Below are 19,171 nucleotides of genomic sequence, written 5' to 3'. Positions count from 1 at the left end.
ATGTATATAAAGTTAAATAATGCGAAATCAAATGCAACTAGCTACGCATACACGGGCACTCACGATCTTGCAAGTGATTTGGAAACCATCGTATTTGTCCACGGCGCGTCAATGGATCATACGGTTTGGGCGCATCAGAGCCGTTATTTCGCCTATCACGGCTATAACGTCCTGGCAGTTGATTTGCCAGCGCACAAATTCAGTCAAGGTGAATTACTGCCATCCATTGAACGCATGGCAGAGTGGCTCAATCAAATGATCGGGCAAATGATCGGGCAAACCGTGGGCGCGGCATTTCACATTGTTGGGCATAGTATGGGTGCGTTGATCGCACTCGAAGCCGCCGCGAATTTCAATCACCCTGATGCTGGATTAAACTCGTTAACGTTGATTGGTTTTAGTTATCCAATGTCGGTAACGCCGCAACTAATGGATGCGGCGCAACACAACCCCAGCGAAGCCTATTCGATGATGACCCAATGGAGTCACCGCTCAGCCATCGGCGGCGAGCCGGTGCCGGGATTTTGGTCGGCCGGGATGCAACTGAGTATGATGGAAAACAGCACACCAGGTGCTGTGCATACCGATCTGGTTGCCTGCGACAACTACAATAATGGCGAAACCGCATTCGCCGATATCCATTGCCCGATGCTTTTCCTGAGCGGGGCGCTGGACAAAATGGCGCCGGCAAAATTGGCTAAAGCACAAGCCAATAAAAATGAATGCGCCGAGATCGTCCTGATTCCCGAATGCGGACACAGCATCATGTCCGAATCACCCGATGGCGTATTGGATGAATTAAAGCGATTTATTGGCGGTCGCAGAAAATAATCGCCAATGCAAGATTTTTGTTGCGGTTAAGCATAAACAAGAAACAAAGGAATGTATGAACACGGAAAAATAAACGATTGTGCCTTGCGTTATTAACGTTAACGAATTTATTGATAGAATTGCCGCTATGGACAAACCCCCGCCAAAAAACAACACACTGCCCGAGGTAACGCCCTCGACTAATCTGGCATTACAACGAGCGAAATCACTCATTCAATTGACCGATAGTGTCTTGGGGGGAGATCATGCGGTAGTTTTATCGGATGCCTGGCTGGATGAATTGATTGATTGGGCGGATGAATATGGCATTGATGAAGAGACACTACCGAGAGACAAGCAAGAGATTTTGGCGTTAACCGAGTTGTATTTGTGCGGTTATCAGTTATCAGAATTGCCAGAGTTCATCGGCAATCTGACGAACTTGACGGTGTTGAGTTTGGACGCTAATCAGTTATCGGAATTACCAGAGTTCATCGGCAATCTGACGAACTTGACGGCGTTGAATTTGTGGGATAATCAGTTATCGGAATTGCCAGAGTCCATCGGCAATTTGACGAACTTGACGGAGTTGGTTTTGGACTATAATCAGTTATCGGAATTGCCAGAGTCCATCGGCAATCTGACGAACTTGACGTGGTTGGGTTTGGGCGAGAATCAGTTATCGGAATTGCCAGAGTCCATCGGCAATTTGACGAACTTGACGGAGTTGGTTTTGGACTATAATCAGTTATCGGAATTGCCAGAGTCCATCGGCAATCTGACGAACTTGACGGAGTTGGTTTTGGACTATAATCAGTTATCGGAACTGCCAGAGTCCATCGGCAATCTGACGAACTTGACGGAGTTGGGTTTGGACTATAATCAGTTATCGGAACTGCCAGAGTCCATCGGCAATCTGACGAACTTGACGGCGTTGGATTTGCGCGATAATCAGTTATCGGAATTGCCAGAGTCCATCGGCAATCTGACGAACTTGACGGCGTTGGATTTGGGCAATAATCGGTTGTCAAAACTACCGCCCCACCTCTGGCATTTGCTACCGATTACTAATTGGAAACGATAATAACCATGTCCGACTTACTCAACAGACTAAACATAATCCAAGATGCAATCACGCTCGGCGAGGACGATATTATCGCCTTGCAAGCTGAGCGTTTGCCGTCGGCAATGCGAGGGTTGGCGGAGTTGCTGGTCGCACAAAAATATGCCGATGCGGCGTTATGGATTCTTGATTATCGCAAGAACAATATGATGCTGACCGAATACAAGGACGCCGAGCTTGCCGGGTTGCAAATGGAGTTGGCGCAGTTGGAAGCGGCGTTGACTGAATTGGTTATTGAAAAATCCGAATGTTTACGCAAGATCGCCGAATTCAATGCCGCCTATATGGAGAATTTGGGCGAGTTGCTGGAGAAAATTTTACAAATACGCCTGCAACAGGCCGAGGCGCGCACCACGCCGGAAGCGGACGAAGACCTGAAAAAAGCGCGACGCGAATACGAGGATTTCACCCAGCAAAAAGCAGATACGCCACAAACACAGCCTTTGGACGACGAGCAAAAACGCGAACTCAAGAAACTATTCAAGCAAGCGGCGCACAAGTGCCACCCCGATCGACTGCCAGACGACAAAAAAGAGGCTGGCGAAAAGATGTTTCAAAAACTGGAAGCGGCGCACCGCGAACAGGATTTGACGCGGGTGCGCGAGATAGTGCAAAAATTGCAATCTGGTGATTGGATTGCTGGTTCGGAGACACTCGCCGACAAAGATATTTTACGGCAACGCATAGTCCTATCCCGCGAGCGCATCGCAGCCATGCGCACCGAGATCAACGCGATTCACGAAGATGACACTTGGCAATTGCTTGCGTCCCTTGCTACCGAAGGTGGCGCCGAAAAAGATAAATGGGAAGTCTATTTTTCAGAAACTAAAATCACACTCGAGAAAAAACTCGCCGAGATGGAAAAGCAAGCATAACGACAAACCCGCTTGATGAATTTACACGGCGTAGCCGGATTCCCGCTTACGAAGAATCACTCCCTCTCAAGTGCGGCGTGTTTCCGTCGCCGCCCCGCACATTTTCACTGTTCCACATCGCCGTCATTTACGCACATCGCCCTGTCTTGTCCTTCAAGACATCGAGCAAGAACCGCTTGAACTACGGTAGAATCAACTAAATTCTTTCACGCTTAGCGTTCATGCAAACAGTTGATCAAATTATTCAACCCCATTGGTTGATTCCGGTAGATACCCGGCAATCGGTGCTGCTGGAGCACGCGGTTGTGGTAGATCAGGATGAAATCATTGAATATGGCCCGGTGGCGGCAATAAACGCCAGGTACGATTCCAGTACCAGGATCGTTCTGGACAATCATGCCCTAATCCCCGGACTGGTCAATGCCCATACCCATACTGCGATGACGCTGTTGCGCGGCTTTGCCGATGACATGCCATTGATGCAGTGGCTGTCCGAGCATATCTGGCCGACCGAGGCGAAATGGGTTGATCGCGCATTTGTCGAAGCCGGTGCGAATCTGGCTTGTGCGGAAATGATCAAGGGCGGAACGACCTGTTTCAACGACATGTATTTTTTCCCGGACGTGGTGGCGCGTTGCGCGGAGACTGCGGGTATGCGCGCTTGTATCGGCATGATCGTGATCGATTTTCCTACTGTGTGGGCACAAAATGCCAATGAGTACATCAATAAGGGGCTGGCAATGCGCGATCAAGTGCGACATTCGCCATTGATAACCACGGCATTCGCGCCGCACGCGCCTTATACCGTATCCGATGAACCGTTACAGAGAATTGCGACCTTGTCCGCAGAGCTTGATTGTCAGGTGCATACCCATGTTCACGAAACCGCGCATGAGGTGGAGGAATCCAACGCGCGTTATGGCATGCGTCCGCTTGAACGCCTGGCGCAATTAGGTTTGCTCGGGCCACGGCTGTTGGCGGTACATATGACCCAGTTATTGCCGGGTGAAATTCAAACCATTGCCGAGTGCGGCGTTCATGTTGTTCATTGCCCCGAGTCCAATATGAAACTGGCCAGCGGTTTTTGCCCGATGTCAAAGTTAACGGCGGCTGGCATTAACGTCTGCATCGGCACCGACGGCGCATCCAGCAACAATGATTTGGACCTGATCGGTGAAATGAGAATGGCGTCATTGCTGGCCAAGGGATTCAGCCAAGATCCGGCTACCCTCAATGCCCATAAGACATTGGCAGCGGCCACCATAAACGGCGCAAAAGCATTAGGGCTGGAGCATAGTATCGGCTCTATCGAAGCCGGCAAAAAAGCCGATATGGCTGCCATCGACTTATCCCATTGCGCCACCCAGCCGGTGTATCACCCGGTCAGTCAAATTGTGTATAGCGCGAACCGGGATCAAGTGTCTGATGTTTGGGTGGCCGGGCGAAGAGTGCTTGAAAACGGGGTTTTAACCACGCTGGATTTAGATCGAATCTGCGCTGTGGCCGGCGAATGGCATGACAAAATCAGTGCCTGAAATCCACCGTATATGGTTAAAACATCGGCATTAGACAGTCATAATCAGCGAGCAAATGAGCAAGAATTCGGACAACAGGCAAAATGTTGATGATGCTGAAATTAAAAAATTCAGCGAGTTGGCTTCTCGATGGTGGGATACGGAGAGCGAATTTAAGCCATTGCATCAGATTAACCCGCTACGCTTGAACTTTATCGATCAACGCACGCCATTGGATGGGAAAATGGTTTTGGATGTCGGTTGCGGCGGCGGCATTCTGAGCGAATCCATGGCCCTGCGTGGCGCCACTGTCACCGGAATTGATATGGGCGAAGCGCCCCTTAATGCGGCCCGATTACATGCCCTGGAGACTGAGATGGAAAATGCGGTCGAGATTGATTATAAAAAAATCACTGCTGAGGAGCTTGCCCAGCAATCTCCGGGTAAGTGGGACATCGTAACCTGCATGGAGTTGCTTGAACATGTCCCGGCTCCTTCCAGCATCGTTCATGCGTGTAGTGAAATGGTAAAACCCGGCGGCACGGTTTATTTTTCGACCATCAACCGTAACCCAAAATCATTTTTATTCGCCATCGTGGGCGCGGAATACCTGCTTAATTTAGTGCCGCGGGGCACCCACAACTATGAAAAATTTATCCGACCGAGCGAGCTTAATCAATGGAGCGAGGCGGTTGGCTTAAGCACTGAAGAATTAACTGGAATACACTATAACCCGATATTTCAAAGTTATAGATTGGGGCCGGGGCTGGAAGTGAACTATATTATGCGTACCACCAAAGGCGCTGCCTTTAAGGATGCCGCCAAGCAGGATACTGAATGAGTCAAAGATTCGACGGTTTTCTTTTTGATTTGGATGGTACGTTGTTGGATACCCATCAGGATATGGGCAATGCATTAAATATCATTCTGGAGCACCACGGCAGACCGCCGTTGCCGCTGGAAGCCATCCGCCCTTTCGTATCAAAAGGCGGCATGGTCATGATCTGTTTGGCGTTTAAATGCAAGCCGGAAAGCGAGCAAGCTACGGCATTGCGGCATGAGTTGTTAGACATCTATTTGCAGGCAATAAGTCGTCATACGGCGCTTTTTCCGGGCATGGATTCGATATTGGAGGAGATTGAAAACAGCGGCCGAAAATGGGGAATCGTAACCAATAAACCTGGATTTTTAACCGAGCCGTTGTTGCGGGAACTGCAACTGCATAAGCGCGTTGGATGTGTTGTTAGCGGCGACACGCTGGCCGAGAGAAAACCGCACCCCGCGCCATTGTTATATGCGTGCAAACAGATTAACTCAAGCCCGGATCGAGCCATATATATTGGCGACGATGAGCGCGACGTACAAGCTGGAAAACGTGCCGGTATGACCACGTTGGCGGCAGCCTGGGGGTATATTGTTGAGCAGGATGATCCGAATCTGTGGAATGCGGACGAGGTTATCCAACAGCCTCAGGAAATTGCTGCCTGGCTGGATTAGCCCTAGCTGGATTAGGGCTAGGTCAATTGACCGTTAAACAATGATCACCTCCCTGCCCTCTCCATCTGCGGCCTCACAATGGTGCGACCGGCATCGCAACGAAAAAATCAGCATCGGTTACGTACCCACCATGGGAGCGCTGCATGAGGGGCATTTATCATTGGTTGCCAGAAGCATTGCAGAAAACGAAGTAACCTGTGCAAGCATTTTTGTCAACCCGTTGCAGTTTAACAACCCCGATGATCTGAAAAAGTATCCGCAAAATCGGCAACGGGATATCGAAACCTTGCAGCGCGTCGGTTGCGATATGGTTTATACCGGCTTACTGGCACAGTTTTTTCCAGAAGTGGAAGATGTGAAGCAAATAAAAATGAATGACCCCGGCCCTCCCGGAAAAGGGCTGGAAGGAAAATTCAGGCCAGGCCATTTAGAGGGCGTGGTTACCATTGTCGAACGTCTGTTCAGAACCGTGGGGACGTGTCGAGCCTATTTTGGAGAGAAAGATTATCAGCAGACGTTGGTTGTGAATCATCTCGCTCAACGACTTAAGGGTGAAGGATTAATTATTGACGTAGTCCCCTGCCCGACCATTCGTGAAAATTCCGGGTTAGCGATGTCATCAAGAAATCAACGGCTAACAGAAAATCAAAAGCAGGTCGCATCCAATATTTACCAAGCGTTATCGAGAGCGAAACAGTCCTGGAAGATAGGTCAACACGATCCGGCAGCATTGCAACGACAGCTGCGCGAGCAACTTGCACATCCCGATATTTCGCCCGATATTTCAATTGATTATGCCGCAGTGCGCGACCAGAATAATTGGAGCGCGCATACCCCAAACACAGAAATTTCCAATGCCCGCGCGCTGGTGGCCGCTTATGTGGGAGAGGTCAGGTTAATAGATAATTTGTATTTGGGAGGGCGTTGATTTTATTGCGGTAATGTTATTGAGGCGATAGCCGACCGAGTGCCTTATAATCCGAGCATGGAAAATACCCTGTTTGACAAACTTACCGAGGATAGTGTCCAGTGGCGCAAGGGCGGATATGCTTGTGCTGACTACACCCTGATCGGCGAAATTCTTGTCTTCCAAAAGGAAGCGCAGGAAGACAGCCCGGCCCTCAAGTTTCTGCGCGAGCCGCAGTTTGCCGCGCTTGAAACTTACTGGTATGTCCGTCTTAAATTGAAAACGCCGCATATCATCGACCTCTATAAGCATTATTACGGCGATGATAAAGAAACGTTTTTTGAAGCCCTTGGTGTGCCGCTTTCAAGGGATGCTGTGGAGTTTGCGGAAATAGACGGTGTTATCGAAAAAATCAGCAGTGATTCAGATTGGGTCAAAAAGAATAGAATTCAGGCACTGCATGAAGCGGTGATTTTAGACTACCCCAGTTATATTCTCGCCTTGGCGATGGGCGCCGGTAAGACCGTGTTGATTGGCGCGATTATCGCCACCGAGTTTGCGATGGCGTTGCGTTACCCGAAGGGAAAGTTTATGAAAAACGCGCTGGTGTTTGCGCCCGGCACAACCATTATAGAAAGCCTGCGTGAACTTAGCGGGATGCCTTACGAGAAAATTTTACCGCCCGATCTGCATCGTGATTTCATCGCCAACCTTAAAATTGAGTTCCCGAGCAAGGGAAAAGAGATACAGACACAGCAAGGCAGCAGTTATAACTTGATTGTTACTAACACTGAAAAAATCAGTCTGCGTGCCAACAGGAGAAAAAACCAACAAAAAGATGCCTTTGAACGTGAGGAGGTACAGGCAAACTTGAGGCTCCAAAAAATTGCAAGCCTACCGAATCTCGGCGTGTTTTCCGATGAAGCGCATCACACTTACGGAAACACTTTCGATAAATTAAAAAGGGTGCGCGAAACCATCAACTACATACACGCACAAACGCCCATAGTAACAGTGATTAATACCACCGGAACGCCATACTATAAAAAGCAAATCCTAAAAGAAGTGATTGTCTGGTACGGGCTTGGCGATGGTATCAAGGACAACATTCTCAAAGACCTCAATAACGGGATTCATCAATACGACATCGCAGAACGAGCGGAGCACGAAGTGTTTGATGACATCATCCGTGAGTTTTTCAATACTTATGGCAAGGTTTCGCTTGCCGACGGCTCCAAGGCGAAGATTGCTTTTTATTTTAAGACGCAACGGCACTTGGACGAGTCCCGTTTGCTGATCGAGCGGGCCATGACAAGCACAGGGGAAAGCGTCTCTCAAATACTAGTGAATACGCAGACATCAAGTTCCGCAGAAATTGACGATTTCAAACGGCTCAATAATCCCGCCAACCAGAAGCGGGTGATTCTGCTGATCGGCAAAGGTGTGGAAGGATGGAACTGCCCCAGTTTGTTTGCCTGCGCGCTAATAAAAAAGCAAACCAGCAATAATTATGTGCTGCAAGCCGCGACTCGCTGTTTGCGGCAGGTGCCGGGCAATCAACACTCGGCAAAAATCTTTCTGGATTACGGCAATGCCATGATTCTGGACAAGGAACTGCAGAACAACTTTGGCACCGACCTTGACCGGCTTAGTGCGGGAGCAAGGGATAAAGAAACCGTAACCTTGCGTATCCTGAAAACGAAACTGCCGAAACTGGAAATCACTCGCACGGTTAAACGGGCTGTGCGGGCTGAACCACCAAATGGAAAAATCACGCTGGAAAAACCGAAATCGCAAAAAGCCCCGGTAATACTGCGCAACATACTGACCCCGGATTTCAGCGGGCCAATGGAAATCCTGATGCCGACCGGCGATACAAAAGAACTGCCTGCCGTAAGGAAAACCACGGACTGCCATACCGCCGCCTGGAAAATCGCTTCGAGATACCATGTGCCGATGATGCCGGCTTTGAAACAACTCAATGGGCTATATCCCAAAGGCGAACTCCCGAACAATCACTTATACGGATTGTTTCAACAGGTGGAAACGCAACAGGCGAACTACAAAACCATTGAAGAAAAAATAACCGAGGTGCTGGCGCTGATTCGGGTTCACGATGAGGAGGGAAAAGAGATTTTTGAGAAGGATGAATACGGCGTTTATGTCCACCATTTGCGCTTGCTGAAGAAAACTTATGAGCGGATGAAAGACGGCGGGCTACTTGCCGCGAATAGCGATTACGCAGACACACATGAGTTGAGTTTTCACTACACGCCCTACAACTTTGACAGCGGTCCGGAACGCACCTTGTTTAGACAAGTTTTATCCGTACTCAATACCAATCCCGATGAAGTGGAAGCGTTTCTATTCACTGGTGGGCTGACCGACCCGAAAAAAACCGACTTTCATTTTGAGTATATGGGCGAGGACAAGCGGTATCATCGCTACTTCCCTGATTTTGTCCTTGTTAAGAACACCGGAGAGTTTTACATTATTGAGGTCAAGGCCGAGAATGAGAAAGGCGATCCAATAGTAGAAGCAAAGAAAAAGGCGGTGGAGCGGTTGGCGCAAATCAACGTTAATATGTTCCGCTATCATGTTATATACTGCGACGGAAGTGTAATGCCATCCGGCGCTCTGGGTGAAATCCACGAGTGGGTAAAATGCGGATGATTTGATGACTACAATCCATTAACGCAACACTAATTTTAACAACCTGAGGAGGAAACAACAATGAGCAACCGAACAACCTTGAATCCCGGTCCACTTGAGCTGGAAAGACAAAATATTGTTCGTCAAGGAAGTCGGCAGATATCGGACGAACTGAAAGAGGCGGTTGAATTAGCTTACAAACTGTCGGTCAAAGAGCCACCGCCTGTGAAAGTAGAAACGCTCACCAGTGGTTCATATAAAAACCCATAATGCCCAATTTATCCGATATTCGGCGTATGGTTACGGAAACACAGCCGCAAGATGTGCTCCGTAGAGACTATTTGAAAAAACTAAATGACCTCGTGAAACGAGATGTCATTTTATACGCAGCAAATTTTTCGCAATCAGCGCCGAATATTCCGGGGATTCTGGTCAGCATTAACGATTCAGATGTCCAGCATTTGATGTCGGTGATTTCCGAATTAAGACGTGCTTCGGAAACCCGCAACGACAAACTGGACTTAATTCTGCATTCTCCCGGCGGTTCGTTGGCGGCGGCTGAACAAATTGTTTGTTATCTACGCAAACAATACCAATACATTCGCGTAATTGTGCCGCAAAATGCGATGTCTGCCGCAACCATGATTGCGTGCGCCGCTGTGGACTACCAGAATTGCGAACTGGCCGCCAGGATTACTTGATGATTGTGCGAGAGCTATACAGTTGTCTCAAGAAATGGTTGCTGACTGGCTTCATAAATACATGAAATTGGATAAGCCAAAAGCAGAAAGAGTTGCTGAAGTTTTAGCGGATGCAAATAGGCACAAAATACATAATCGTCCGTTAGATTTTAACAAACTTCAGTCACTAAATCTTACAGTAAAACGTTTGGAAGAAGATCAGGATCTGCAGGATGCAGTTCTTTCTGTTTTTCATGCAACTACCGTAACTTTTGAAAGCACCCCCTGTATAAAAATTGTCGAAAATCATCTGGGCAAGGGTGTGTATCAGGTGCTAAGTTAGACTGCCAACACCTGATATCGAATATGTCTGCTAAAAATCCGAAGCTCTTAAAAATCACCCCGCTCAAAGGTCGCCCGATGTTGCATTGGGTTGGCAAGAAGCCGTTGGATGTGGTGCGGCATTTTCCAGCGCAGTTATGCGAATCCGTTGGCGTTGAAAAGCCTCCCGCCGAACCGTCTTACAAGGAATTTATCAAAGCGGATTACAACCTGCTGTTTCACGGCGACAACAAGGAAATTCTATCTTCTCTTTTAGTTTCAGGGTTTCGAGGGAAAATTGATCTGATTTACATTGACCCGCCATTTGATTCCGGCGCGGATTATGTGCGCAAGGTGAAATTGCGCGGCGTGAGCAATGGAAACGGCAATGGAAATGGGGACAATGGGAAACTCACTGGCGAGAGGCATACTTTCATTGAACAGGCGCAATACGAGGATATTTGGGCAAACGATAATTATTTGCAGTTCATGTATGAGCGGTTGATCTTGATGCGGGAATTGTTGAGTGACAAAGGGAGTATTTATTTGCATTGTGATGAAAACAAGAATCACCACTTGCGATTTTTGCTGGACGAGGTGTTTGGGGGTGAGAATTTTAATCGAGAAATAATTTGGGATATTACTGTTCTTTCGGGATTTAAGACTCAAGCAAAAAATTGGATAAGAGGACACGACAGCATCCTTTATTATTCCAAAGGAGAAGGGACGTTTAATCGACAACTTCAGCCGCATACTGAAAAATACCTAAATATGTTTAATCAAGAAGATAAGAAAGGCAAGTATCTAGTTGCTCATGGAATTAAACGCTACTTAGACGATGTAAAGAACAAGGGCAAGCCGTTTGGTGATGTTTGGGATGATGTAATGTCTTTCCAACAACAACCAACTTCTGCTGAAAATATGCAATTCCCCACCCAAAAACCCGAAGCCCTTTTAGAGCGCATCATCAAAGCCTCAAGCAACGAAGGATCCATCGTATTAGATTGCTTTTGCGGTAGCGGCACCACCGCGGCGGTTGCGGAGAAATTGGGCCGCCGCTGGATTATGGCGGACTTGAACAAGGGCGCGATCCAAACCACCATCAAACGGTTGCAAGGCGTATTCAATGGCAAGAACGGCGACCTTGTGGAACAAAACGGGCGCGGATTGATTCATTATCGGGTGAATAACTACGACCATGCCAAACAAGCCGAACTCAAGAAAATAATCATCTCCAAATACGGCATTCAAATTGATCGCAAGGATTTGTTTTTTGACGGAACAGTCGGCGGCCAGTTAGCGAAAATTGTTGATCTGGATAAACCTCTGACGCAATTGGACATTCAAATCATCAAGGATGAAATCGCAACGAACCGTTCGGACGAGACGCGGGATATTACTGTTTTCTGCAACGGCTCGGAATTGAAAATCATCAAAGAACTTGCCGCAGAGAAAAACCCGATCAACAAAATCACTGTATGCGATATTCAGCAGGACGGGATGGTGACCAATCAATCCGCCGAAGCCGCCATCGCCATCACCAAAAAGGGCAAGCGGGCGGCGGTGAAAATCAGCGACTACATCAGCCCTTCCATCCTTGCGAGGATGGAAATTGACCGAACGGTTTTTGATGAACAGATTGACAACTTCAGGGCGCAGATTGACTGTGTGTTAATCGACACCGATTACGATGGCAAACGTTTTAACATCGTGGAAAGCGATCTACCTCGCAAGAAGAATGAGTTTGTCAAAGGAGAATATACACTGACGTTGCCCCGCACCGGATGCAAAGTCGCGGTGAAAATCGTAGATATGCTGGGCGAGGAAACGTTTGTTGTTAAGTAATTTTTGGTGTTAGGGAACTTAATTCGCAATTTTAAACGAAGAAATTTTTAACAATCTGTAGCACAAAACCATATTAAAACCGCTATAACTAAAGATTGTATTTCCGCTCTATTTACACATCACCCCACTTGATATATCGCAGGCTTATATTCGGGAACGGGAATCGGTTTGTTATTACTCTTTGCCGAGCGCAACCAAGCCTCTTTAGCGATGAGCGCCTCTCCCAATGCTTGCGCTGGCGTTTTGCCGAATGAAGAACAATTTCTTAAATCTGGAATATCGGCAATATACCCGCCATCCTCCTTGCTATAAAAAATATTCACGTGGTAGTCTTTCATTTTCATTCCTCTATTTGCAGATTGTGGATTTCTATCAATTGCAAGAATTGTCTGATTTGATAAGGCTTTGCTTGCCCTTTAACATTCTGCAAGTTTAACAATTCTGGAATATCAGGGTGGACAAATATGTGATGATTGCCATTCACTCTATCCAACCTAAAGCCAAAAATCTCAGTGCATTTTCGTATTTCAGAAAATCGAATATTTTTAGTATCTGACAATAGTTTTTGAAAGAGTTTTTGCTTTTTCATTTTCGATTTGATTCAGTGTGCGTTGCGAGACTGCGGACGCATTGTAGCCTGTTTTCTGATTGTCATCCAGAAGAAACCAACCATAACAACCACGAGGATATCGAAAGCCTTATTTCTGGTTTACTGTATGGACTTGCCGCGTTTTATGCTCTCTTTGCCGAATTTATGTTTAATTTCATCGGCTAGCTGATCCAGAAGTTGTCCCTTTGGTTCGGAGTTGGGGGTTTTCGGCGGAGTGTCGAATAAATCTGCTTGTGTCGCTAACTCTTTATCTTCACTAAAATTTGCTTCACTAAAATTCGAGATGCCAACGCCAATCAAGCGAATAGCAAAAGATTTATTCCCCAAGGCTTCCTCGAAAAGCATTTTTACAACTTTCCACAGCTGGTTAGTCTGGCTGGTTTGAAAAGAGAGGCTGCGCGATCGGGTGATGGTTTTGAAGTCATCGTAGCGAATTTTTATGGTCACCGTTTTACCTTTAAGCGCGGATTCTCGCAGCCGATAACCGACCTCTTCGGTGAGATACAAGGCGGTGGATTCAATGGACCGATAGTAAGTTAGATCCTGAGCGAAAGTGGTTTCCTGGGAAACCGATTTAACTTCGCTGTCTGGTGTCACTTTTCGCTCATCGATGCCATGAGCCAAGCGCCATAACTGCTCGCCATATTGCCCAAATAACTGATCAAGGAATTGGGGTGATTTGGTTTTCAGGTCACAGACCGTTCTGATATTGTGCCTGGACAATTTGACATTGGCTGCCTTGCCAACGCCCCAGATCTTATTTACTGGCAACGGATCCAGAAATGCCTGAACGTCATCAGGTTTGACGATGATGAATCCATCCGGCTTGCCGAAATCACTTGCCAGTTTGGCAACAAATTTATTGGGCGCCACTCCCACCGAGGCAACCAAATCCAGTTCGGCCTTGATGTCTGTTTTAATTTGCCGACCAATTGCTTCGGCATCGCCATGCAGCCGTTCGCTGCCTTGCGGGTCAAGAAATGCTTCGTCCAGAGAAAGTGGCTCAATAATTGGGGTATAGCGGTAAAATATAGTGCGTATTTGTTTTGAAATTTTACTGTACAACTCACCACGCGGCTTAACAATTAATAGGTTCGGGCATTTTTTTACTGCGCTGGCAGTCGGCATCGCGCTATGAATACCATACTTTCTTGCGGCATAGTTCGCGGCGGCGACAACACCACGCGTTGACGCCTGACCGCCCACGATTAGCGGCTTGCCCTTCAGTTCGGGGTTTTCGCGTTCTTCAACAGACGCATAAAATGCATCCATGTCAATGTGTAGAATCAAAATTCAATCGCACGGTTCAATCGGTTAAGTAAGGTACACTATGACGATTTTACCGGATTAAGTTCTGTTGCCCGTAATTGATACTAGACCATCCTTTGCCAATGAGACCACATTTGAGATCTCGAATCTTGAATGTGTGCGTGGTTATACCCAACTTTTCACGGCCTTGAATTTTAAGCTGAAGTCAGCTTCGGCGTTGCAGTTAATGGGCGCAAATGGCTCAGGGAAAACATCGTTGCTGCGCATTCTCGCCGGTTTGTCCCGGCCCGAACAAGGCACGATTTCCTGGAATGGCGATAACATTACCGACAACCCCTTTGAATATTTTGCTTCATTGAATTATCTAGGACATAAAATTGCCTTGAAAGACAACTTGACAGCTGGCGAAAATCTATCATTTCTCGGTAGCCTGGAGCATTATAAACCCGCTATTTCTGTTGCACAAAGTTTACAAATCATGGCGGTGATGGGGCTGGCGGATTCCCCATGTTTTCAGCTTTCTGCCGGACAACGACAACGGATTGCGCTAGCAAGGGTTTTAAGGAGCAACGCACAATTGTGGCTACTGGATGAACCCGCTACAACACTGGACAGCGAAGGCATTGCACTACTCCAGAAAATCATGATGTCTCATATAAATTCGGGAGGCATTATCGTTTACACCAGCCACCAGGCTCTGGACTTCGGTAATGAATTTCATCAACAACTTCATTTGCGCCATATGATTGAACCGGGCGATTACGCTTTAGATTATCGTGCCACAACATAGAAATTCATTGATAACGACTTTCATGGCCATCGTCTGCAGGGACGTTGCCATCGCTTTTCGACACTTTAACGAAATTTTTCACCCCGCATTGTTTTTTATTATTACCGTCAGCCTGTTTCCATTAGCGATCAGCCCGCAGCCGATGTTCCTGCAAAAATTGGCGCCGGGCATCATTTGGGTCGCGGCGCTGCTTGCCACGCTGCTGGCGCTGGATGGTATTTTCCGCTCGGAATATGAGGACGGCACGCTGGAATTATTAGTTTTGAGCCCACACCCATTGCCTATTCTGGTAGTTGCAAAAGTTTGTTCGCATTGGCTAATCACCGGACTGCCTTTAATCTTAATCGCGATGGGGTTGGGAATTATGCTCAATCTACCCGGTTCCGCATTTTTGGCCATGTTACTCAGCTTGTTATTGGGAACCCCTGCTATGAGTATGATTGGCGCCATCGGCGCCGCCCTCACCGTGGGCTTACGCAAAAGCGGTGTGCTTTTAACTTTAATCATTATACCGTTGTACCTGCCGGTTTTAATATTTGGCAGTAGCGCTATTCAGGCAGCCGCATTGCAAACCAACTGGGCAGGACAAATATATCTGCTTGCGGCGATATTAATACTGTGCTTGACCCTTGCTCCCTTTGCTATTGCCGCAGCCGTAAGAATTAGTTTGAATTAATTGTGAACGCCACAGCCAAATCCGAATATAGGTGACAGGTTTAAAGTACAATGCCCGTCCCATAACTGTTATCAATTAATTTGACAGTCACATCGCTAGTCCTTGCGCAAAACCCCGATGCAAAATCCCGATATTCATGCCCGTTCGCCGAATAAATCCTGGCTGTGGTTGCATCGATTTGGCTCGCCTGTTTATTTTTATGGCTTCGCACAGAGGTGGGCGACCCGATGCGGGGTTACAGCATTGTTATTATTCGTGATTGGTTTGTATTATGGGTTGATTGTCGCGCCCGTGGATTATCAAATGGGCGACAGCTATCGTATTATATTTATCCATGCGCCCAGTGCATGGATGTCGATGTTCACCTATGTGGTCATGGCCGTTGCCGCCGCCACCGGGTTAATCTGGGGAATTAAACTAGGCCACGCGGTGGCTCGCGCCTGCGCACCATTGGGTGCTGTTTTTACTTTTTGTGCATTGGTGACAGGCGCCATATGGGGAAAACCCACTTGGGGCGCCTACTGGATTTGGGATGCCCGATTGACTTCTGAATTGGTGTTGTTGTTTTTATACTTTGGGTATATGGCGCTGATTAGCGCGATTGAGGATAAACGCACCGCCTCACGCGCGGCAGCATTATTAGCGGTTGTCGGGTTGGTCAATATTCCAATCATTCACTACTCGGTTGAATGGTGGAATACCTTGCATCAAGGTTCAACAGTGACCAGGCTGGCTCGACCTGCGATGGATATTGAGATGCTGATTCCGTTGTTAATCATGTTCGCCGCCATAAATTTTTATTTCATTGCCAGCTTGTTCAATCGTGTTCGTTGTGAATTACTGGATCAGGAACGACAAACGCAGTGGGTGAAGAACTTGGTACATAAACATCAGATGAATGGGCAGGCGCATGGTTGAGTTTTTCAATATGGGCGGGCATGGTTTTTATATCTGGATAAGTTATGGCATTTTTGCTGTCATGCTCGGGTATAACTATTTTGCGCCGCTAAGCCGACACAAAAAATTGATTCAAACCTTGTCGCTATTTTATCGCCGCTAATGAACCTGTCAATGAACATGCCAATGAAACTATGATGAAAAGCGATCATGCGCGTTAAACAAAGACGGCGTTTGCTGGCGTTGGGCTTGTTAGTGGCCGGCATCTCCACAGCTGTCGGACTGACGCTATTGGCGTTGCAGCAGAATATTAATTTATTTTTTAGCCCGAGTCAGATTGTTGCCGGTCAAGCCCCCGCCCAAACTAACTTTCGCATAGGGGGTATGGTGGTTGCTGGCAGCGTTAACAGAAATCAAACCGATTTAAATGTCACTTTTGACCTGACCGATACTGCGGAAACTGTTTCGGTATCTTATGTCGGCATTCTCCCGGATCTTTTTCGCGAGGGCCAGGGCATCGTTGCTTCGGGAACAATGCGCGAAGGTGTTTTTGTGGCTGACCAGGTACTGGCGAAACACGATGAGACCTACATGCCTCCGCAAGTAAACGATGCGTTAAAGGCTGCCAATAAAAAACACTACGCCGCCTCCACGACTCAGGTTACCGAGGTTACAGCAGCCACCAAGACCACCCATAATCCCCAGACCCAGACAGACGACTAAGTAATTTCTGATGATACCCGAACTCGGACACTTTGCTCTCGTTCTGGCGCTGGTGATAAGTTTGCTGCTTGCCAGCCTGCCCCTTGTCGGCGCACAGCGTGGTATTGTGACCTGGATTGCTTTTGCCAAGCCTGCTGCCCAGGCTCAATTTGTGCTCATTGCATTTGCCTATATCTGTTTAACTTATGCTTTCCTGCAAGACGATTTTTCAGTCAAATATGTGGCCAGCCACTCCAATTCCCATTTACCCCTGATTTATAAAATTTCCGGGGTCTGGGGCGGTCACGAGGGTTCTCTACTGCTTTGGGTTTTCATCCTGAGCGTTTGGAGCGGTGCAGTGAGCTTATTCACCCGCTCTATTCCAGAGTCGATATCCGCAACCGTTCTCGCCGTAATGGGCATGCTCAGCGTGGGATTTCTATTATTTATGCTATTTACCTCCAACCCGTTTGAGCGGATGCTGCCGGTGCCAGCGGAAGGCCGGGATTTAAATCCCCTGCTCCAGGACTTCGGACTGGCGGTACACCCGCCAATACTTTATCTGGGGTATGTGGGATTTTCAGTGGCATTTTCATTTGCCCTGACGGCGATGATAAGCGGTCGCTTCGACGCGGCGTGGGCGCGTTGGTCGCGCCCGTGGACCAATATCGCATGGATGTTTTTAACCATTGGTATTGCCCTGGGTTCCTGGTGGGCCTATTATGAGTTAGGTTGGGGCGGATGGTGGTTTTGGGACCCGGTGGAAAATGCCTCTTTCATGCCTTGGCTAATTGGCACCGCATTAATCCATTCCCTTGCCGCAACGGAAAAGCGTGGCGTGTTTAAGGCCTGGACTATTCTGCTTGCTGTTTTTGCGTTTTCGCTATCGTTATTAGGCACCTTCCTGGTGCGCTCGGGGGTTTTAATTTCAGTGCATGCTTTTGCCACTGACCCGTCCCGAGGATTGTTTATATTAATATTTTTAAGCGTGGTCATTGGCGGATCGTTGCTACTGTACGCCTGGCGCGCCCCCACCATTATGAGCCACGTTAAGTTTGAAATCATTTCTCGGGAAACAGCCATACTTTTAAACAATATATTTTTTGGCGTGCTTTGTTTTGCGGTTCTGCTGGGAACGCTTTATCCATTGGTTCTGGATGCGTTGGGGCTGGGTAAAATTTCGGTAGGCCCGCCCTACTTCAATCTGATCTTCGCATTGATCGGGTTGCCGCTGGTGATGTTGATCGGTATCGGCGCATTGATTCGATGGAAAAAAGACCGTCTTAAACGAATCAATCGCGTTGTTATCGTGATTTTGGCGATCAGTGCGACAGCGGGATTATCAATTCCGCTATTGATGCCACATTACTCACTGGCGGCGGCTTTAGGCGTGTTCGCGGGAAGCTTTGTGATCATTCTGAGTTTGAAGGGTCTGGCCGACCGAGGACACACCGGAAGACGACTGAAAAGTTTAGCCACAACACCGCGAGGTTTCTACGGCATGACCATGGCCCACATTGGCATAGGCGTGTTTGTCATTGGCGTTACCTTGACCAATGTTTATAGCGTCGAGCGTGACATTCGCATGCAGGCCGGCGAGCAATATTCAATCTATGACTATCAATTTATTTTCAATGGCACTGAACGGCTTACCGGGCCAAATTATCAGGGCATTCGCGGCAAGTTTGAGGTATTGGAAAATAATAAACCGGTAACCCGACTGTTTCCGGAAAAACGAATTTATCTGGTTCAAAAAAACCCCATGACCGAGGCTGCTATTGATCCTGGATTTTTCCGCGACTTATATATTGCTTTAGGGGAGCCTTTGGAAAACGATCAGGTATGGGCGGTACGGATTTACTTTAAGCCGTTTATTCGCTGGATTTGGCTGGGCGCATTGATTATGGCATTAGGTGGTTTCCTCGGCGCGACTGATCGTAGGTATGGTCAAAAAGCGGCGACCGCAAAAATTTCCAAACTCGCTAATCTGGCGACTTAATATT

Annotated in this window: 21 protein-coding genes; 18 read left to right on the top strand and 3 right to left on the bottom strand. The window is 47.6% G+C overall.

The genetic code is table 11. The features are described from left to right. The 12 genes from ACPXXB_RS07500 (at nt 1) to ACPXXB_RS07445 (ending at nt 12,224) form a co-directional block, all read left to right on the top strand. Complete coding sequence (locus tag ACPXXB_RS07500) at nt 1-831, top strand: alpha/beta fold hydrolase (protein WP_423906107.1); 831 nt, start codon at nt 1-3, stop codon at nt 829-831. A 127-nt stretch (nt 832-958) separates the two neighbouring features. Continuing rightward, a complete protein-coding gene (locus tag ACPXXB_RS07495; protein ID WP_423906104.1) occupies nt 959-1,894 on the top strand; it encodes a leucine-rich repeat domain-containing protein in 936 nt (311 codons plus the stop codon). 5 nt (nt 1,895-1,899) lie between these two features. Then, a complete protein-coding gene (locus ACPXXB_RS07490) occupies nt 1,900-2,808 on the top strand; it encodes a hypothetical protein (RefSeq protein ID WP_423906102.1) in 909 nt (302 codons plus the stop codon). A 221-nt stretch (nt 2,809-3,029) separates the two neighbouring features. After that, nucleotides 3,030-4,343 (top strand): TRZ/ATZ family hydrolase, encoded by a 1,314-nt coding sequence (locus ACPXXB_RS07485; RefSeq protein ID WP_423906099.1) that lies wholly within the window; start codon nt 3,030-3,032, stop codon nt 4,341-4,343. 55 nt (nt 4,344-4,398) lie between these two features. After that, entirely contained in the window at nt 4,399-5,163 is a 765-nt protein-coding gene (gene ubiG / locus ACPXXB_RS07480; RefSeq protein WP_423906096.1) for a bifunctional 2-polyprenyl-6-hydroxyphenol methylase/3-demethylubiquinol 3-O-methyltransferase UbiG, read from the top strand. Further along, nucleotides 5,160-5,819, top strand: a complete 660-nt coding sequence (locus ACPXXB_RS07475) for an HAD family hydrolase (RefSeq protein ID WP_423906093.1) — start codon at nt 5,160-5,162, stop codon at nt 5,817-5,819. The genes ubiG and ACPXXB_RS07475 overlap by 4 nt, the downstream gene beginning before the upstream one ends. A gap of 40 nt (nt 5,820-5,859) precedes the next feature. Next, entirely contained in the window at nt 5,860-6,747 is an 888-nt protein-coding gene (gene panC, locus ACPXXB_RS07470; RefSeq protein ID WP_423906091.1) for a pantoate--beta-alanine ligase, read from the top strand. Between the two features lie 57 nt (nt 6,748-6,804). Further along, nucleotides 6,805-9,399: a DEAD/DEAH box helicase family protein gene (locus tag ACPXXB_RS07465; RefSeq protein WP_423906089.1), complete on the top strand. Its 2,595-nt coding sequence runs from the start codon at nt 6,805-6,807 to the stop codon at nt 9,397-9,399. Nucleotides 9,400-9,459: 60 nt separating this feature from the next. Then, a complete protein-coding gene (locus ACPXXB_RS07460; RefSeq protein WP_423906086.1) occupies nt 9,460-9,648 on the top strand; it encodes a hypothetical protein in 189 nt (62 codons plus the stop codon). Next, nucleotides 9,648-10,079, top strand: coding sequence for an SDH family Clp fold serine proteinase (locus ACPXXB_RS07455; protein WP_423906084.1), 432 nt, complete (start codon nt 9,648-9,650; stop codon nt 10,077-10,079). Before ACPXXB_RS07460 ends, ACPXXB_RS07455 begins: the two co-directional genes overlap by 1 nt. Nucleotides 10,080-10,101: 22 nt before the next feature. Further along, complete coding sequence (locus tag ACPXXB_RS07450) at nt 10,102-10,401, top strand: hypothetical protein (RefSeq protein WP_423906081.1); 300 nt, start codon at nt 10,102-10,104, stop codon at nt 10,399-10,401. 23 nt (nt 10,402-10,424) lie between these two features. Further along, nucleotides 10,425-12,224, top strand: coding sequence for a site-specific DNA-methyltransferase (locus ACPXXB_RS07445; RefSeq protein ID WP_423906078.1), 1,800 nt, complete (start codon nt 10,425-10,427; stop codon nt 12,222-12,224). A gap of 119 nt (nt 12,225-12,343) precedes the next feature. Here ACPXXB_RS07445 and ACPXXB_RS07440 read toward each other — a convergent pair whose 3' ends face one another. The 3 genes from ACPXXB_RS07440 to dinB all read right to left on the bottom strand — a co-directional run bounded on the left by ACPXXB_RS07440 (nt 12,344) and on the right by dinB (nt 14,124). Beyond that, nucleotides 12,344-12,562, bottom strand: coding sequence for a type II toxin-antitoxin system HicB family antitoxin (locus ACPXXB_RS07440; RefSeq protein ID WP_423906075.1), 219 nt, complete (start codon nt 12,560-12,562; stop codon nt 12,344-12,346). 2 nt (nt 12,563-12,564) lie between these two features. Continuing rightward, nucleotides 12,565-12,813 (bottom strand): type II toxin-antitoxin system HicA family toxin, encoded by a 249-nt coding sequence (locus ACPXXB_RS07435; protein WP_423906072.1) that lies wholly within the window; start codon nt 12,811-12,813, stop codon nt 12,565-12,567. A gap of 120 nt (nt 12,814-12,933) precedes the next feature. Beyond that, nucleotides 12,934-14,124, bottom strand: coding sequence for a DNA polymerase IV (gene dinB / locus ACPXXB_RS07430; RefSeq protein WP_423906069.1), 1,191 nt, complete (start codon nt 14,122-14,124; stop codon nt 12,934-12,936). 67 nt (nt 14,125-14,191) lie between these two features. On the opposite strand from dinB, the gene ccmA reads away from it, so the two are divergent. The 6 genes from ccmA to ACPXXB_RS07400 all read left to right on the top strand — a co-directional run bounded on the left by ccmA (nt 14,192) and on the right by ACPXXB_RS07400 (nt 19,167). Continuing rightward, on the top strand, nt 14,192-14,893 hold the full coding sequence (ccmA, locus tag ACPXXB_RS07425) for a cytochrome c biogenesis heme-transporting ATPase CcmA (RefSeq protein ID WP_423906067.1): 702 nt from the start codon (nt 14,192-14,194) through the stop codon (nt 14,891-14,893). Between the two features lie 22 nt (nt 14,894-14,915). Further along, entirely contained in the window at nt 14,916-15,569 is a 654-nt protein-coding gene (gene ccmB / locus ACPXXB_RS07420) for a heme exporter protein CcmB (protein ID WP_423911057.1), read from the top strand. A gap of 117 nt (nt 15,570-15,686) precedes the next feature. Further along, nucleotides 15,687-16,487 carry a heme ABC transporter permease gene (locus ACPXXB_RS07415; protein WP_423906064.1) on the top strand — a complete coding sequence of 267 codons (801 nt, stop codon included), beginning with the start codon at nt 15,687-15,689 and terminating at the stop codon, nt 16,485-16,487. Then, the gene (gene ccmD, locus ACPXXB_RS07410; protein ID WP_423906061.1) at nt 16,468-16,629 is read left to right on the top strand and encodes a heme exporter protein CcmD; all 162 of its coding nucleotides are present in this window, start codon (nt 16,468-16,470) and stop codon (nt 16,627-16,629) included. The genes ACPXXB_RS07415 and ccmD overlap by 20 nt, the downstream gene beginning before the upstream one ends. Before the next feature lie 47 nt (nt 16,630-16,676). Then, entirely contained in the window at nt 16,677-17,189 is a 513-nt protein-coding gene (gene ccmE / locus ACPXXB_RS07405) for a cytochrome c maturation protein CcmE (protein WP_423906058.1), read from the top strand. Nucleotides 17,190-17,199: 10 nt separating this feature from the next. Continuing rightward, nucleotides 17,200-19,167 carry a heme lyase CcmF/NrfE family subunit gene (locus tag ACPXXB_RS07400; protein ID WP_423906055.1) on the top strand — a complete coding sequence of 656 codons (1,968 nt, stop codon included), beginning with the start codon at nt 17,200-17,202 and terminating at the stop codon, nt 19,165-19,167. The last annotated feature ends 4 nt before the right edge of the window (nt 19,168-19,171 follow it).

Source organism: Candidatus Spongiihabitans sp. (assembly GCF_965237845.1).
Lineage (GTDB): Bacteria > Pseudomonadota > Gammaproteobacteria > Arenicellales > Poriferihabitantaceae > Spongiihabitans.
The sequence above is the reverse complement of the archived record's forward strand: the minus strand, read 5'-3'. Positions and strand labels throughout refer to the sequence as shown.

Bases quoted from the DNA above. Each gene is read 5' to 3' on its own strand.
- ACPXXB_RS07500 (WP_423906107.1), top strand. From the start codon at position 1: ATGTATATAAAGTTAAATAATGCGAAATCAAATGCAACTAGCTACGCA.
- ACPXXB_RS07495 (WP_423906104.1), top strand. From the start codon at position 959: ATGGACAAACCCCCGCCAAAAAACAACACACTGCCCGAGGTAACGCCC.
- ACPXXB_RS07490 (WP_423906102.1), top strand. From the start codon at position 1,900: ATGTCCGACTTACTCAACAGACTAAACATAATCCAAGATGCAATCACG.
- ACPXXB_RS07485 (WP_423906099.1), top strand. From the start codon at position 3,030: ATGCAAACAGTTGATCAAATTATTCAACCCCATTGGTTGATTCCGGTA.
- ubiG (WP_423906096.1), top strand. From the start codon at position 4,399: ATGAGCAAGAATTCGGACAACAGGCAAAATGTTGATGATGCTGAAATT.
- ACPXXB_RS07475 (WP_423906093.1), top strand. From the start codon at position 5,160: ATGAGTCAAAGATTCGACGGTTTTCTTTTTGATTTGGATGGTACGTTG.
- panC (WP_423906091.1), top strand. From the start codon at position 5,860: ATGATCACCTCCCTGCCCTCTCCATCTGCGGCCTCACAATGGTGCGAC.
- ACPXXB_RS07465 (WP_423906089.1), top strand. From the start codon at position 6,805: ATGGAAAATACCCTGTTTGACAAACTTACCGAGGATAGTGTCCAGTGG.
- ACPXXB_RS07460 (WP_423906086.1), top strand. From the start codon at position 9,460: ATGAGCAACCGAACAACCTTGAATCCCGGTCCACTTGAGCTGGAAAGA.
- ACPXXB_RS07455 (WP_423906084.1), top strand. From the start codon at position 9,648: ATGCCCAATTTATCCGATATTCGGCGTATGGTTACGGAAACACAGCCG.
- ACPXXB_RS07445 (WP_423906078.1), top strand. From the start codon at position 10,425: ATGTCTGCTAAAAATCCGAAGCTCTTAAAAATCACCCCGCTCAAAGGT.
- ACPXXB_RS07440 (WP_423906075.1), bottom strand. From the start codon at position 12,562: ATGAAAGACTACCACGTGAATATTTTTTATAGCAAGGAGGATGGCGGG.
- ACPXXB_RS07435 (WP_423906072.1), bottom strand. From the start codon at position 12,813: ATGAAAAAGCAAAAACTCTTTCAAAAACTATTGTCAGATACTAAAAAT.
- ccmB (WP_423911057.1), top strand. From the start codon at position 14,916: ATGGCCATCGTCTGCAGGGACGTTGCCATCGCTTTTCGACACTTTAAC.
- ACPXXB_RS07415 (WP_423906064.1), top strand. From the start codon at position 15,687: ATGCAAAATCCCGATATTCATGCCCGTTCGCCGAATAAATCCTGGCTG.
- ccmD (WP_423906061.1), top strand. From the start codon at position 16,468: ATGGGCAGGCGCATGGTTGAGTTTTTCAATATGGGCGGGCATGGTTTT.
- ccmE (WP_423906058.1), top strand. From the start codon at position 16,677: ATGCGCGTTAAACAAAGACGGCGTTTGCTGGCGTTGGGCTTGTTAGTG.
- ACPXXB_RS07400 (WP_423906055.1), top strand. From the start codon at position 17,200: ATGATACCCGAACTCGGACACTTTGCTCTCGTTCTGGCGCTGGTGATA.